Below are 14,440 nucleotides of genomic sequence, written 5' to 3' on the forward strand. Positions count from 1 at the left end.
CCGCGGGGGGGCCGCACGCCTCTCGATGGGCTGAAAAAGATTCCGGATAATAAAGCATGACCCGCTTGACGGCTAGCGCCGTCGGAGACCCTTGTAATGTCAGATCAAGATATACGCCTGCAATCCCTGAAAGTTTGGCTCGATGAGCAGTTGCCGGCGCTGTTTTCGGCGCACGATTGGGGCGCTGTGCCCCCGGCTACATTGACTGCGGCCAGTAGTGACGCAAGTTTTCGCCGTTATTTTCGCTGGGAGGGGGCGGGCCGAACTTTTATTGTCATGGACGCCCCTCCACCACAGGAAAACTGCAAACCGTTCGTGGATATCGCTCATTTATTGGAAAAGTCGGGCATTAATGTTCCAAAAATTTATGCCGAAGACCTGACACAAGGCTTTTTGCTGCTCAACGATCTGGGTCGTCAGACTTATCTGGATGTCATTGACGCTGATAATGCCGATGCATTGTTCGCTGATGCTATCCAGGCGTTGCTGGCCTACCAGCAACTGCCTATGGACGCGCCGTTGCCCAGCTATGACGTAGCGTTGCTGCGCCGTGAGCTGGAGTTGTTTCCCGAGTGGTACGTGAAACGGCACCTGGGTATCGAAATGGACGAGGCGCAGCTGAGCGACTGGCAGCAGGTCAGCGAGTTGCTGATCAACAGCGCCCTGACACAGCCCAAAGTGCTGGTGCATCGCGACTATATGCCGCGAAATCTTATGATCAGCGAGCCCAATCCTGGTGTGCTGGATTTTCAGGATGCGGTCTATGGCCCGGTCACCTATGACGTGACATGCCTGTTCAAGGACGCTTTCCTGAGCTGGCCGCAGGAGCGCGTGAGTGACTGGTTGCGCAGTTACTGGGATCAAGCGCGTACCATCGGTCTCCCGGTACAGGAAGATTTTGCAGCATTCGAGCGCGCCAGTGATCTGATGGGCGTACAGCGACACTTGAAGGTGATCGGCATTTTTGCCCGCATTTGCCACCGCGATGGAAAACCGCGTTATCTGGAAGACGTTCCGCGCTTTTTCGCTTATATAGAGGCGGTTTTGTCACGTCGCCCCGAGCTGGCGCAACTCGGGCAGTTGCTTACCAGTCTGCAGCCGGTAGACACCGCTGTCTGAAATGACAGAGACGGCCAGCGTAAGAAAGGGCCGGTTTTAAACATGGCCACTTTGAATGATGGCCACTTTGGAAAAGATCTTGATTGTGTCGAAGAGGATTGCATGAAAGCGATGATTCTCGCCGCCGGTAAAGGCGAGCGAATGCGCCCGTTGACCCTGCACACGCCAAAACCCTTGATACGTGTCGGGGATGTGCCGTTGATCGAATACCACCTGAACGCGTTGCGCGATGCCGGGTTTCACCAACTGGTCATCAACCATGCGTGGCTGGGCCAGCAGATCGAGGATTACCTGGGTGACGGCCAGCGTTTCGACCTGAGCATTCGTTACTCGCCCGAAGGCCTGCCGCTGGAAACCGGCGGTGGCATTCAGCGCGCATTGCCATTGCTGGGCCTTGAGCCGTTCGTGGTGATCAACGGGGATATCTGGACTGATTACGACTTCGGCGCATTACGCGTGCCGCTTGAAGGCCTCGCGCACCTGGTATTGGTCGATAACCCCGCGCATCATCCGACGGGTGATTTCTCGCTGGTCGACGGTCGGGTACGCGACGACGATTCGGCGGGTCAGCGGCTGACCTACAGCGGCATCGCCATCCTCCATCCACAGCTGTTTGCCGATTGCGAGCCCGGCGCGTTCAAACTCGCGCCGCTGTTGCGCGAGGCGATGCATAAGGGGCTGGTCACCGGCGAGCACTACAGAGGGCGCTGGGTCGATGTCGGTACCCACGAGCGCCTGGCTGAAGTCGAGCAGATGCTAGCGGAGACTCGCTGAATGCTCTGGCCCGGCACACTGATCGGCGCTGGAGCTGGTTATGCAATTGCCAGTATTCCAGGCGCAATGCTCGGTGCTCTATTGGGGCAGGCGCTGGACCGGCGCCTGAAGCTGCAGAGCTGGACGCATCTGCGTGAGCGTATGGGTGGACGCGCAACGATCCCCCAGGATGAGCTGCTGTTTGTGCTGCTGGGCCGTCTGGCCAAAAGTGACGGACGGGTTCTGGCCAGCCATATCCACCAGGCACGTATCGAGATGCGCCGTTTGAATCTGAACGAGACGGATCAGTTGCGCGCCATCAACGCCTTCAAGCGCGGCCGCGATGGCACCGATGGCCTGCGCAGTTATCTGCGTGGGCTGCAACGGCAGCCGGACATTGCCGAAGATATGTTGCGCGCCTGCTGGCGGATGGCCTGGGCGGATGGCAAGGCTTCCCGGGTCGAGCGAGAGCTGATCGGGGTATGGGGCATGTGGCTTGGCTGGACAGGGCCGCAAGTCGAGGCGCTGGCTGCTGACCACGACCCCATGAAACGCGCACCTGTCAGCAGCGGCGACGACTACAAAAGTGCGATGACGCTACTGGGGATAAGGTCGGACACGGATCCTTTGAGCATCAAGCGTGCCTACCGGCGTCTGCTCAGCCGGCATCACCCTGACAAGATTGCCGGCTCGGGCGCCAATCCACAGCAAGTGCGGGTGGCGACCGAGAAGACCAGCGAGTTGCACAATGCCTATCGGGTGGTCAAAGCCCGACGCGGGTTCAACTGAACCTGCTGGTACGCCTGACGCTTATTTTTCCTCCTTGGCATCTATCCAGCCGCGAACGCGGCGGAATAGCTGCTCTTGTTCGGTATCTCCGCTGCCGGCGATGTTGATCAGGCCAATCTGGGTAAAGCCCGGCCCCTTGGTGCGTTTACTGGCCTGCAGGCGCGCCTTTGCAGCCTCGTCGGGCGAGTTTTTGTAGATGAAGTCGACGGCCTTTACTTTCAGCTGAGGCACCATGTCCAGCAGCGAAGGCTTGGCATTCATGGGTTCACGCGCCGCCAGCATCACCAGTTTCTGCACCACAGGCGATGTCCGTTCATTGAGGAACCTGGTCGCCCAGTACGCGCCGCTGCTGTGGCCGATCAACACGATACTGCGTGCCTTGTTCTGCTGCGCAAAGCTGATGGCGCTTTCGATCCGCGCGAAGATGCGCTCGGCCTGGGCCTTGTTGAGTTCTTCGTCGGCAGCAGCCTTGGCTGTTTCAGCCGCAGCCAGCGCCTCGGCTTCTGCGGCCGGGTCTTTTGCTGTCGCGGTGGCGTCCTTGGGGGTCTCCTTCGGTGCTTCAGCGGCTTTGGTTGCGTTTGCATCTGCTGGAGCAGCATCGGGCTCGCGTGCACCCGGTGTGTTGTCGAGCGGATCCGGCATGGTGATGCTCAGGCTCGACCAGCCGACATCCGGAAACTTGCGTCGCAGCGGGCCGACGGCGTCGGGCCAGTCCGGCGACTCGGCGTCGCCAGGCACAATGATGACCGCGCCTTCAGGTGCGTCAGTGTTGGCGGGTTTCCAGAGTGCGAGAAAGCTGTCGTCTCCGGCCTGAAGTTGCTGCTGATCTTCGCGCGGCAATTGGCGTTCCAGCGCTATTGCGTCTTCCTGGGAGCGGCTAAGCAGCGGGGCTCTTTCGACGGGCGCTTGCGCAGCAGCGTCCTTTTCCGGCGCAGGGGCCGGGTCGGCGGCGAGGGCAGGCAAGGCGCAAGGCAGTAGCAATGACAGAAACAATGCAGGAAACGTTGCGCGAAAGGTGTAGGACATCGGATATTCCAAGCCAGAAACTATCCCGGCAGCCTAATGGGTTGATCGGCTTTTGTCAGGCCTGAGCCTGCGCGGCACACGGCCGTGATACGCACACACGAGAGCGACCTAGTGATGATTCGTCTTCTGCGCACCGGTTTTATCGGCTGCCTGGCCTTGCTCTTGATGGCTCAGATGGCGATTACGCTGGCTGACGAAGCTCAAACACCTGCCATTGCGCAGTTGAGCGCAGCGCAACGCAACTGGCTCGACCAGCACGGCCCGTTGCGTGTAGGGCTGGTATTGCGAGCACCTTACGCACAGTTCGATCAACGCTTGCAACAGTTGTCCGGTGCCAATGTCGACCTGATGAATGCGCTGGCGGCGACGCTGCCGGTCGAGTTGCTGTGGCGAAACTTTCCTGACCAGAGCGCGCTGGAGAAAGCGCTGGCCAAGGGTGAAATCGACGTTGCGCCCGGCTTGATGCAAACCCCCACAGGTCTGCGTCTGTGGTTGTTTTCCGACCCGTATCTGCGTGTTTCGCAGTTGTTGATCGGCGAACGTGATGGCAGCACTGCCGTTGACCTGGAGAAACTCGACAGCCTTTCGCGCGTCGCGGTACGCATGCCTAGCACTACGGCCGACTACCTGCGCAGCAACTTTGCGCATCTCAACCTGCAAGGGGTACCGCTGGAGCGCCAGGCCATGCAATTGTTGCTCAGCCAGCAAGCGCGTTATGCCGTGGTGGACGAAGCGCAACTCAGCCGTCTGCTTCGCGAGCCGGAGTTCGCAGGGCTGGCGGTAGTGGGGGATATCGGGCTGCCGCAATTGTTGCGTGTGGCTTCACGTCGCGATATGCCGGAACTGGCAGTCATTGTCAGCGAAGCGTTGCGGGCGATCCCTGCCAAGCAGCTGGAGCAGCTGCATGCGCGCTGGATGCCGCTGACCCCGTCACATTTCATCGAGTCGACCAAACTCTGGACGAACCTGTGCATTCTGCTGCTGGTGATGTTACTGGCGTGTTTCGCCATCGTGGTCTGGCAGCGTCGCCAGCAGCAGGCGCTGGAGCAGGAGCTGCTGGCGGCGCGTGAAGAACTCGCCCGACGTGTCGAAGGTGAGGAAGCGCTGCGCCTGGCGCAGTTCTCCATTGATCAGAGCACCGTCGGCATTCTGTGGGTCAACTGGGACAGTCGGGTGCGTTACGCCAATCGGGCGGCGGAATCCATGCTGGGCTATGCGCCGGGACAAGTGGTGGAGCGTCCACTGATCGATTTCGAGCCCGGTCTGCATATGGATCGCTGGCTCAACCTGTGGAAGAACGCGCGCTCCAGCGAAGACAGCCCGCAGGTGTTCGAGACCCATTGCCTGCGCGCCGATGGCAGCCTGCTGCCTGCCGATGTCTCGTTGAGCTTCCTGCGCTTTCGTGACGCCGAATACCTGGTGGTGTTCCTCACTGACGTCAGCGAACGACGCCGCGCGCATGACCAGTTACGTGATTTGTCAGCGCATCTGGAAAGCGTGCGTGAGGAGGAGAAAGCGCGTATTGCCCGCGAGGTTCATGACGAGCTGGGTCAGATGCTGACGGTATTGAAGCTCGAGACGTCGATGTGCGAGCTGGCCTATGCCGACCTCGACCCCGGCCTGAGCGAGCGGCTGGAGAGCATGAAGCGTCTGATCGCTCAGTTGTTTCAACTGGTGCGTGATGTTGCCACGGCCTTGCGGCCACCGATTCTAGACGCCGGTATCGCTTCGGCCATTGAATGGCAGGCACGCCGTTTCGAGGCGCGCACGCAGATTCCGTGTCTGGTGCAGGTGCCGGACAATCTCCCGGCGCTCAGCGATGCCAGAGCCACAGGCATGTTCCGGATCCTTCAGGAAGCCCTGACCAACGTGATGCGCCATGCTCGGGCACACACGGTGGAGATCAGTCTGACATTGCAGGACGACATGATGTGCATGAGCATCGCCGATGACGGGCAGGGGTTTGTCATCGAGCCGGGCAGAGCGGTTTCGTTCGGTCTGGTCGGGATGCGCGAGCGGGTGCTGATGCTCGGCGGCAGACTGGAGCTGGACAGCGAGGAGGGTGAGGGCACAACCTTGCGCGCCTATATCCCGCTGGACCCCATCGCACAGGAGCGAAGACAGTGATTCGTGTTTTGGTAGCCGAAGACCACACCATCGTGCGCGAAGGGATCAAGCAATTGATTGGCCTGGCCCGTGATCTGCAAGTGGTGGGCGAGGCCAGCAATGGCGAACAGTTGCTCGAAACCCTGCGGCATGTGGCCTGCGAGGTGGTGCTGCTGGATATCTCCATGCCCGGTGTCAACGGCCTTGAGGCGATACCGAGGATTCTTGCATTGACCAATCCGCCGGCGATTCTGGTGCTGTCGATGCACAATGAGGCGCAGATGGCTGCGCGTGCGCTGAAGGTCGGCGCGGCAGGTTATGCCACCAAGGACAGCGACCCGGCGCTGCTGCTCACGGCCATTCGCCGGGTGGCGGCTGGCGGGCGTTATATCGATCCGGATCTGGCTGACCGCATGGTCTTTGAAGTGGGACTCACCGACAGCCGGCCCCTGCACTCGCTGCTGTCGGAACGCGAGTTTTCGGTATTCGAGCGCCTCGCCCAGGGCGCCAACGTCAACGACATTGCTCAGCAACTGGCCTTGAGCAGCAAGACCATCAGCACCCACAAGGCACGGATGATGCAGAAAATGAAACTCAACTCGCTGGCCGATCTGGTCAAGTACGCGATGGAGCACAAGCTGCTCTGAGTCTGAAAACGACACCTGGCACCCCGCGCCCCTTTGCGACGCAGAGCGTCGAGACCTGCATTCCCACGCTGGAGCGTGCGGAACGATAGGTGTCCGTGAGAACACTGTCGTGCCCATGCTCCGTACGGAACGAGAGGCGTCCTTGAGAACACTATCGTGCCCATGCTCCGCGTGGGCATGCCGTTCAGGACGCTCTGCGTCCTCTTGCGATGCGGAGCGTCGAGAAGGGTGCCTGAGCCGACATATCCAATCGCGCCATCTCTGTAGGGCAATCCCTACCCCTGGCCTTCCAGTCGGCCTAGGCGATTCTCTCCCGGCCCCCGATTTGCGGGGGCTTCGGGCTGCTCTAGGCTGGAGCCCACGCAGACAAAACAAAGGTGTGGGTAATGAGCGACGTCGATACAAGCGCTGGAGCAAATGATGTTCTGGTCAGCTTTCGTGGTGTGCAGAAGAGCTACGACGGCGAAGCACTGATCGTCAAAGACCTCAACCTGGACATTCGCAAGGGCGAGTTCCTGACCCTGCTCGGTCCTTCCGGCTCTGGCAAGACCACCAGCCTGATGATGCTGGCCGGTTTCGAGACCCCGACGGCCGGTGAAATCCTCCTCGGTGGCCGCGCCATCAACAACGTGCCGCCGCACAAGCGCGACATCGGCATGGTGTTTCAGAACTACGCCTTGTTTCCGCACATGACCGTGGCCGAGAACCTGGCGTTCCCGCTGTCGGTGCGCGGCATGAGCAAAACCGACGTCGGTGAGAAGGTCAAAAAGGCACTGGGCATGGTCCAGCTCGACACCTTTGCGCATCGCTACCCGGCGCAGTTGTCCGGCGGGCAGCAGCAGCGCGTTGCGCTGGCGCGTGCGCTGGTGTTCGAGCCCCAGCTGGTGCTGATGGATGAACCGCTCGGCGCACTCGACAAGCAATTGCGCGAACACATGCAGATGGAGATCAAACACCTGCACCAGCGCCTGGGCGTGACCGTGGTCTATGTGACTCACGACCAGGGCGAAGCCCTGACCATGTCGGACCGGGTCGCAGTCTTTCACCAAGGCGAGATTCAGCAGATCGCACCGCCCCGCAGCTTGTACGAAGAACCGAAGAACACCTTCGTGGCCAACTTCATTGGCGAGAACAACCGCCTCAATGGGCGTCTGGTCAGTCAGGACGGCGACCGCTGTGTGGTCGAGCTGGAGCGTGGCGAGAAAGTCCACGCGCTGGCGATCAACGTCGGCCAGCCTGGCGGGCCGGTGACCCTGTCGATCCGCCCCGAGCGCATCAACCTCAATGGCCGCAGCGAGAGCTGCGCCAACCGTTTTTCCGGTCGTGTGGCCGAGTTCATTTACCTGGGCGACCACGTTCGTGTGCGTCTGGAAGTGGCAGGCAAGAACGACTTCTTCGTCAAACAGCCGATTGCCGAACTGGACCCCGGCCTGAGCGTGGGCGATGTGGTGCCCATCGGCTGGCAAGTCGAGCACGTCCGTGCGCTCGATCCCTTGCAGCAAGTGCATTGATCTACCGAAAAAAGCAATAACAGAGGCGACCTGATCGCCCATCCCAATCGCTTACCAACACTGCTCGTGGAGAAAGAACACATGTTGAAATCTTTGAAGTTCACCGCCATCACGTTGGGCATGATGTGCGCGGCGCAAGCCCTGGCAGCCACCGACCTGACCGTCATCTCCTTTGGCGGTGCCAACAAGGCCGCTCAGGAAAAAGCGTTCTACGCGCCGTGGGAAAAGGCCGGCAACGGCAAGATCATCGCCGGTGAGTACAACGGGGAAATGGCCAAGGTCAAAACCATGGTCGACACCAAGAGCGTTTCCTGGGACCTGGTAGAAGTCGAATCGCCGGAACTGGCGCGTGGTTGCGACGAAGACATGTTCGAAGAGCTGGACCCGAAACAGCTGGGCAATGCCGCTGACTTCGTGCCTGGCGCCATCACCACTTGCGGTGCCGGCTTCTTCGTCTGGTCCACCGTGCTGGCGTACAACGCTGACAAGGTCAGCACTGCACCCAGCGGTTGGGCCGATTTCTGGGACACCAAGAAATTCCCGGGCAAGCGCGGCCTGCGCAAAGGCGCCAAGTACACCCTGGAATTCGCCCTGATGGCCGACGGCGTTGCGCCGAAAGACGTCTACAAGGTACTGGCCAGCAAAGATGGCCAGGACCGCGCGTTCAAGAAGCTGGATGAGCTCAAGCCAAACATTCAGTGGTGGGAAGCCGGCGCACAGCCGCCGCAGTACCTCGCTTCCGGTGACGTGGTGATGAGTTCGGCCTACAACGGCCGTATCGCCGCAGTGCAGAAGGAAAGCAACCTCAAGGTGGTATGGACCGGTGGCGTGTATGACTTCGACGCCTGGGCGATCCCGAAGGGTTCGAAAAACGCCGATGCCGCGAAGAAGTTCATCGCCTACATGCTGAGCCCCGAGCAGCAGAAGACCTACTCGCAGAACATCGCCTACGGCCCGGCCAACACCCAGGCGGTCAAGCTGCTGGACAAGGAAACCCTGCAGAACATGCCGACCACGCCTGAGAACATCAAGGATCAGGTGCAGATGGACGTGGCGTTCTGGACCGACAACGGCGAATCCCTCGAGCAGCGTTTCACTGCCTGGGCTGCCAAGTAATCCGTTTGCGTTGAGTCAGAACCGGGCGCTCCCTGAAGCGGGGAGCGCCCCCTCGTTGAAAGATTCCGGAGTTCGCTATGGCCATCGCCGTGCCCTTGACTGAAGGCGCCAGCCCCAACTTGAAGCAACGTCTCGCTCGCGCCGAGCGAGTCAACCGCTGGAAGGCTCAGGCATTGATCGCTCCGCTGGTGATTTTCCTGTTGTTGGTGTTTCTGGTGCCGATTGCTGCGCTGCTTTACAAGAGCGTCGGCAACCCCGAAGTCGTGACTGCGCTGCCGACCACCGTGGTCGAAGTGCAAAAGTGGGATGGTAAAGGGCTGCCGCCCGAGTCGGTCTACAAGGCAATGAGCCTGGACCTGGCCGAAACGCGCAAGAATTCCACGCTGGGCGATCTGTCCAAGCGTCTGAACATCGAGCTGGCCGGATACCGCAGCCTGCTGAGCAAAACCGCCCGCGCGTTGCCGTTCAAGACTGAGCCGGCCTCTTATAAAGAAGCGCTCGAAGCGCTGGACGAGCGGTGGGGCGACCCTGCCTATTGGCAGGCGGTGCGTCGCAATACCAGTAGCATCACCCCTTATTACCTGCTGGCGGCAGTCGACCATCGCATCGACGATCTCGGCGAAGTGGCCCCGGCGACCCCGGACCAGGCAATCTATCTGGACATCTTTGCCCGCACGTTCTGGATGGGTCTGGTGATCACTGCGATCTGTCTGGTGCTGGCTTATCCGCTGGCCTATCTGCTGGCCAGCCTGCCTGCCCGGCAGAGTAACCTGCTGATGATTCTGGTGTTGCTGCCGTTCTGGACCTCGATTCTGGTGCGCGTGGCCGCCTGGATCGTGTTGTTGCAGTCCAGCGGTCTGATCAACAGCGCATTGCTGGCGATGGGCATCATCGACAAGCCGCTGGAACTGGTCTTCAACCGCGTCGGCGTGTACATCTCGATGGTGCACATCATGCTGCCGTTCATGATTCTGCCGATCTACAGCGTGATGAAAAACATTTCCCCAACCTACATGCGCGCTGCCATCTCGCTGGGCTGCCACCCGTTTGCGAGCTTCTGGCGGGTGTACTTCCCGCAGACCTACGCCGGGATCGGTGCTGGCTGTCTGCTGGTGTTCATTCTGTCGATCGGCTACTACATCACCCCGGCGTTGCTGGGCAGCCCGAACGATCAGATGGTCAGCTATTTCGTCGCGTTCTACACCAACACCAGCATCAACTGGGGCATGGCCACCGCGCTCGGCGGGCTGCTGCTGTTGGCGACCATCGTGCTGTACCTGATTTATAGCTGGCTGGTCGGCGCCAGCCGCCTGCGTCTGAGCTGAGGAGTGTCACCATGCTGAACCCTTACACATCGCCGATCGAGCGCCTCTGGTATTACGCCTTGCGCATCATCTGCACCCTGGTGCTGCTGTTTCTCGTGCTGCCGGTACTGGTCATCGTGCCGCTGTCATTCAACTCCGGCAGCTTTCTGGTCTATCCGCTGCAAGGCTTCTCGTTGCAGTGGTATCAGGACTTCTTCAACTCTGCGGAGTGGATGCGCGCGCTGAAGAACAGCATGATCGTCGCCCCGGCCGCGACCCTGCTGGCGATGGGCTTCGGCACGCTGGCAGCGATCGGCCTGACCCGCGGCAACTTCCCCGGCAAGGCGCTGGTCATGGCCCTGGTGATCTCGCCGATGGTGGTGCCGGTGGTGATCGTCGGTGTCGCCAGCTACCTGTTTTTTGCGCCACTGGGATTGGGCAACAGCTACACCTCGCTGATTCTGGTTCATGCGGTGCTGGGTGTGCCGTTCGTGATCATCACCGTGTCGGCGACGTTACAGGGCTTCAATCAAAACCTGGTGCGAGCTGCTGCCAGCCTTGGTGCATCGCCACTGACCGCTTTCCGGCGCGTGACCCTGCCACTGATTGCGCCGGGGGTGATTTCCGGCGCGCTGTTCGCCTTCGCGACCTCGTTCGACGAGGTGGTGGTCACGCTGTTCCTTGCGGGGCCGGAACAGGCGACCTTGCCTCGGCAGATGTTCAGCGGCATCCGTGAAAACCTCAGTCCGACCATCGCCGCCGCTGCGACCCTGCTGATCGGCTTTTCGGTGGTCTTGCTGCTGGTGCTTGAGTGGTTACGCGGGCGCAGTGAAAAACTCCGTACGGCTCAGTAACCAGGCGCGGCAAGGTTCAAGCTGCCAGCCAGGGCGAATCCATTGGCGTGCAGCTTGAGGCTTACCGCTCCGGGCGAAGCTTGGCGTACAATCCGCGCACCGTGATTCTGCTCAAACAGGTGCGTCATGCAGCCCTTCGTTATTGCCCCATCGATTCTTTCCGCTGACTTCGCCCGTCTGGGTGAGGAAGTCGACAACGTGCTGTCCAGCGGCGCCGACTTTGTCCACTTCGATGTGATGGACAATCACTACGTCCCGAACCTGACCATTGGTCCGATGGTGTGCAGCGCTCTGCGCAAACATGGCGTCACTGCACCGATTGACGTGCACCTGATGGTCAGCCCTGTGGATCGCATCATCGGCGACTTCATCGAGGCCGGTGCCACCTACATCACCTTTCACCCGGAAGCAACCCAGCACATCGACCGTTCGCTGCAACTGATCCGCGAGGGTGGCTGCAAGGCGGGCCTGGTGTTCAACCCGGCCACGCCGTTGAACCTGCTCGAATACGTCATGGACAAGGTCGACATGATCCTGCTCATGAGCGTCAACCCCGGTTTTGGCGGGCAGAAGTTCATCCCCGGCACGCTCAACAAGCTGCGTGAAGCGCGCGCGTTGATCGATGCTTCCGGACGCGACATCCGCCTGGAAATCGACGGCGGCGTGAATGTCAACAATATCCGTGAAATCGCCGCGGCAGGTGCGGATACCTTCGTCGCAGGTTCAGCCATTTTCAATGCGCCGGACTACCGCGAAGTGATCGAAAAGATGCGTACAGAACTGGCGTCATCCCGCGCATGAGCGGCTTCGAGCAGCTGTTTGCAGGCAAGCTTCCCAAGCTGATCATGTTCGACCTGGACGGCACCCTGGTGGACTCGGTTCCCGATCTGGCCGTGGCGGTGGACACGATGCTCTCCGAGCTGGGGCGTCCGATCGCCGGGCTGGAATCGGTGCGGGCCTGGGTGGGCAACGGTGCGCCGGTGCTGGTACGCCGTGCGCTGGCCAACGACCTCGACCACAGTCAGGTCGACGACGCACTGGCCGAGCAGGGCCTGGAAATCTTCATGCGCGCCTATGCGCAAAAGCATGAGCTCACCGTGGTCTACCCCGGCGTGCGTGAAACCCTCAAATGGCTGCAGAAAATGGGGGTCGAAATGGCCCTCATCACCAACAAGCCGGAGCGCTTCGTCGCGCCGCTGCTTGACGAGATGAAGCTGGGGCGTTTCTTTCGCTGGATCATCGGCGGTGACACCATGCCGCAGAAAAAGCCCGATCCTGCCGCGCTGTTTTTCGTGATGAAAATGGCCGGCGCACCTGCCTCGCAATCACTGTTCGTCGGCGATTCGCGCACTGACGTGCAGGCGGCCAAGGCTGCCGGTGTCGCCTGCGTCGCGCTGAGCTATGGCTACAACCATGGGCGGCCGATTGCCGAGGAAAACCCGGCGATGGTTATCGATGATCTGCGCAAGCTGATTCCCGGTTGCCTGGACATGGACGCTGAGATACTGTTGCCCGACATCAAACGTCCCTCCTCAAGAGAATCCATCGTGGTGGTCACTCGCAAACTCTGGATGAAAGTCATCAAGGCCCTGGCCCGCTGGCGTTGGCGCACCTGACCTGATCCAGGCCGGCCTGCCGGCACGCTTGCCTACCTGACCGTTTTGTCCTCAAACCACGAGGTTGCTCATGAACCGTGAAGAATTCCTGCGTTTGGCCGCTGAAGGCTACAACCGCATCCCGCTTGCCCGCGAAACCCTGGCCGACTTCGACACGCCGCTGTCGATCTACCTCAAGCTTGCCGATCAGCCCAACTCCTACTTGCTGGAGTCGGTTCAGGGCGGCGAGAAGTGGGGGCGTTATTCGATCATCGGCCTGCCATGCCGCACTGTGATGCGCGTGCATGGTCATCACGTCAGCGTGACCCATGATGGCGTCGAGATCGAAAGCCTGGATGTCGAGGATCCGCTGGACTTCGTCGAGACCTTCAAGGCGCGCTACAACGTACCGACGATTGCCGGACTGCCACGTTTCAACGGCGGACTGGTGGGCTACTTTGGCTACGACTGTGTACGTTATGTCGAGAAGCGTCTGGCCAACTGCCCGAACCCTGACCCGCTTGGTGTGCCGGATATCCTGTTGATGGTGTCTGACGCGGTCGTGGTGTTCGACAATCTGGCGGGCAAGATGCACGCCATCGTGCTGATCGATCCGGCGCAACAGGATGCCTACGCAAGGGGCGTTGCGCAGCTCGATGAACTGATGCACAAGCTGCGTCAGCCGATCACGCCGCGCCGCGGTCTTGATCTGGACCGGCCTCCTGCTGCCGACCCGGTGTTTCGCTCCAGCTTTACCCAGGACGATTACGAGGCGGCGGTCGACACGATCAAGCAGTACATCCTCGCCGGCGACGTGATGCAGGTTGTCCCGTCACAGCGCATGTCCATCGATTTCAGCGCCGCGCCCATCGATCTGTATCGGGCGCTGCGCTGCTTCAACCCGACGCCTTACATGTATTTCTTCAACTTCGGCGACTTCCATGTCGTCGGCAGTTCGCCGGAAGTGCTGGTGCGGGTCGAAGACAATCTGATCACTGTGCGTCCTATCGCCGGTACTCGTCCTCGCGGTGCCACCGAAGAGGCGGATCGCGCGCTGGAAGAAGACCTGCTCTCCGATCACAAGGAAATCGCCGAACACTTGATGCTCATCGATCTTGGCCGCAACGATACCGGTCGGGTGTCCGAGATCGGCACGGTCAAACTGACCGAGAAAATGGTCATCGAGCGTTATTCCAACGTGATGCACATTGTGTCCAACGTCACAGGCCAGTTGAAAAGCGGGCTGAGCGCGATGGACGCTCTGCGCGCGATTCTGCCGGCCGGCACCCTGTCCGGGGCGCCCAAGATCCGCGCCATGGAAATCATCGACGAGCTGGAGCCGGTCAAGCGCGGCGTCTATGGCGGGGCAGTCGGTTATCTGGCCTGGAACGGCAACATGGACACGGCGATTGCGATTCGGACTGCGGTGATCAAGGACGGTGAACTGCATGTACAGGCCGGTGGCGGCATTGTCGCCGACTCGGTTCCAGTACTGGAATGGGAAGAAACCCTGAACAAACGCCGCGCCATGTTCCGCGCCGTAGCCCTGGCCTCGCAGACTGCCGAGGACTGAGCAGGCTTGGCTGCTCTGCGTCTCAAAGCGGACGCAGAGCATCGCAC

The 14,440-nt window shown here is 60.6% G+C and carries 13 protein-coding genes; 12 read left to right on the forward strand and 1 reads right to left on the reverse strand.

The window, feature by feature from the left end; translation table 11 throughout:
- The first annotated feature begins 96 nt into the window (after positions 1–96).
- The 3 genes from JOE33_RS16510 to JOE33_RS16520 all read left to right on the forward strand — a co-directional run bounded on the left by JOE33_RS16510 (position 97) and on the right by JOE33_RS16520 (position 2,661).
- Positions 97–1,119 carry a phosphotransferase gene (locus JOE33_RS16510; RefSeq protein ID WP_032611764.1) on the forward strand — a complete coding sequence of 341 codons (1,023 nt, stop codon included), beginning with the start codon at positions 97–99 and terminating at the stop codon, positions 1,117–1,119.
- A gap of 102 nt (positions 1,120–1,221) precedes the next feature.
- On the forward strand, positions 1,222–1,893 hold the full coding sequence (murU, locus tag JOE33_RS16515; RefSeq protein ID WP_032611762.1) for an N-acetylmuramate alpha-1-phosphate uridylyltransferase MurU: 672 nt from the start codon (positions 1,222–1,224) through the stop codon (positions 1,891–1,893).
- Positions 1,894–2,661: a TerB family tellurite resistance protein gene (locus JOE33_RS16520; RefSeq protein ID WP_032611760.1), complete on the forward strand. Its 768-nt coding sequence runs from the start codon at positions 1,894–1,896 to the stop codon at positions 2,659–2,661. It abuts the gene before it with no gap.
- 21 nt (positions 2,662–2,682) lie between these two features.
- Here the strand turns inward: JOE33_RS16520 and JOE33_RS16525 are convergent, their stop codons facing one another.
- Positions 2,683–3,687 carry an alpha/beta hydrolase family protein gene (locus JOE33_RS16525; protein WP_032611758.1) on the reverse strand — a complete coding sequence of 335 codons (1,005 nt, stop codon included), beginning with the start codon at positions 3,685–3,687 and terminating at the stop codon, positions 2,683–2,685.
- Between the two features lie 114 nt (positions 3,688–3,801).
- On the opposite strand from JOE33_RS16525, the gene JOE33_RS16530 reads away from it, so the two are divergent.
- From JOE33_RS16530 to trpE, 9 genes are all read left to right on the forward strand, one after another.
- On the forward strand, positions 3,802–5,814 hold the full coding sequence (locus JOE33_RS16530; protein WP_187625854.1) for a transporter substrate-binding domain-containing protein: 2,013 nt from the start codon (positions 3,802–3,804) through the stop codon (positions 5,812–5,814).
- Positions 5,811–6,440, forward strand: a complete 630-nt coding sequence (locus JOE33_RS16535; RefSeq protein WP_032611756.1) for a response regulator transcription factor — start codon at positions 5,811–5,813, stop codon at positions 6,438–6,440. The genes JOE33_RS16530 and JOE33_RS16535 overlap by 4 nt, the downstream gene beginning before the upstream one ends.
- A gap of 386 nt (positions 6,441–6,826) precedes the next feature.
- A complete protein-coding gene (locus JOE33_RS16540) occupies positions 6,827–7,951 on the forward strand; it encodes an ABC transporter ATP-binding protein (RefSeq protein WP_003411754.1) in 1,125 nt (374 codons plus the stop codon).
- Positions 7,952–8,032: 81 nt separating this feature from the next.
- Positions 8,033–9,067 (forward strand): ABC transporter substrate-binding protein, encoded by a 1,035-nt coding sequence (locus tag JOE33_RS16545; protein ID WP_122589431.1) that lies wholly within the window; start codon positions 8,033–8,035, stop codon positions 9,065–9,067.
- Between the two features lie 77 nt (positions 9,068–9,144).
- Complete coding sequence (locus tag JOE33_RS16550; protein WP_004415813.1) at positions 9,145–10,392, forward strand: ABC transporter permease; 1,248 nt, start codon at positions 9,145–9,147, stop codon at positions 10,390–10,392.
- Between the two features lie 11 nt (positions 10,393–10,403).
- Positions 10,404–11,225: an ABC transporter permease gene (locus tag JOE33_RS16555; protein ID WP_096131489.1), complete on the forward strand. Its 822-nt coding sequence runs from the start codon at positions 10,404–10,406 to the stop codon at positions 11,223–11,225.
- A gap of 126 nt (positions 11,226–11,351) precedes the next feature.
- Positions 11,352–12,026 (forward strand): ribulose-phosphate 3-epimerase, encoded by a 675-nt coding sequence (gene rpe, locus JOE33_RS16560; RefSeq protein WP_054992511.1) that lies wholly within the window; start codon positions 11,352–11,354, stop codon positions 12,024–12,026.
- A complete protein-coding gene (locus JOE33_RS16565; RefSeq protein ID WP_187625855.1) occupies positions 12,023–12,841 on the forward strand; it encodes a phosphoglycolate phosphatase in 819 nt (272 codons plus the stop codon). The genes rpe and JOE33_RS16565 overlap by 4 nt, the downstream gene beginning before the upstream one ends.
- 70 nt (positions 12,842–12,911) lie before the next feature.
- Complete coding sequence (trpE, locus tag JOE33_RS16570; protein ID WP_187625856.1) at positions 12,912–14,393, forward strand: anthranilate synthase component I; 1,482 nt, start codon at positions 12,912–12,914, stop codon at positions 14,391–14,393.
- The last annotated feature ends 47 nt before the right edge of the window (positions 14,394–14,440 follow it).

Origin of the sequence: Pseudomonas sp. PvP027, assembly GCF_017833005.1 — a bacterium.
Taxonomy (GTDB): domain Bacteria; phylum Pseudomonadota; class Gammaproteobacteria; order Pseudomonadales; family Pseudomonadaceae; genus Aquipseudomonas; species Aquipseudomonas congelans.

What these genes read in the sequence shown, in the direction of transcription:
- JOE33_RS16565 (WP_187625855.1), top strand. Translation starts at nt 12,023, where the DNA reads ATGAGCGGCTTCGAGCAGCTGTTTGCAGGCAAGCTTCCCAAGCTGATC.
- JOE33_RS16540 (WP_003411754.1), top strand. Translation starts at nt 6,827, where the DNA reads ATGAGCGACGTCGATACAAGCGCTGGAGCAAATGATGTTCTGGTCAGC.
- JOE33_RS16520 (WP_032611760.1), top strand. Translation starts at nt 1,894, where the DNA reads ATGCTCTGGCCCGGCACACTGATCGGCGCTGGAGCTGGTTATGCAATT.
- JOE33_RS16530 (WP_187625854.1), top strand. Translation starts at nt 3,802, where the DNA reads ATGATTCGTCTTCTGCGCACCGGTTTTATCGGCTGCCTGGCCTTGCTC.
- JOE33_RS16545 (WP_122589431.1), top strand. Translation starts at nt 8,033, where the DNA reads ATGTTGAAATCTTTGAAGTTCACCGCCATCACGTTGGGCATGATGTGC.
- JOE33_RS16550 (WP_004415813.1), top strand. Translation starts at nt 9,145, where the DNA reads ATGGCCATCGCCGTGCCCTTGACTGAAGGCGCCAGCCCCAACTTGAAG.
- JOE33_RS16525 (WP_032611758.1), bottom strand. Translation starts at nt 3,687, where the DNA reads ATGTCCTACACCTTTCGCGCAACGTTTCCTGCATTGTTTCTGTCATTG.
- murU (WP_032611762.1), top strand. Translation starts at nt 1,222, where the DNA reads ATGAAAGCGATGATTCTCGCCGCCGGTAAAGGCGAGCGAATGCGCCCG.
- rpe (WP_054992511.1), top strand. Translation starts at nt 11,352, where the DNA reads ATGCAGCCCTTCGTTATTGCCCCATCGATTCTTTCCGCTGACTTCGCC.
- trpE (WP_187625856.1), top strand. Translation starts at nt 12,912, where the DNA reads ATGAACCGTGAAGAATTCCTGCGTTTGGCCGCTGAAGGCTACAACCGC.
- JOE33_RS16510 (WP_032611764.1), top strand. Translation starts at nt 97, where the DNA reads ATGTCAGATCAAGATATACGCCTGCAATCCCTGAAAGTTTGGCTCGAT.
- JOE33_RS16555 (WP_096131489.1), top strand. Translation starts at nt 10,404, where the DNA reads ATGCTGAACCCTTACACATCGCCGATCGAGCGCCTCTGGTATTACGCC.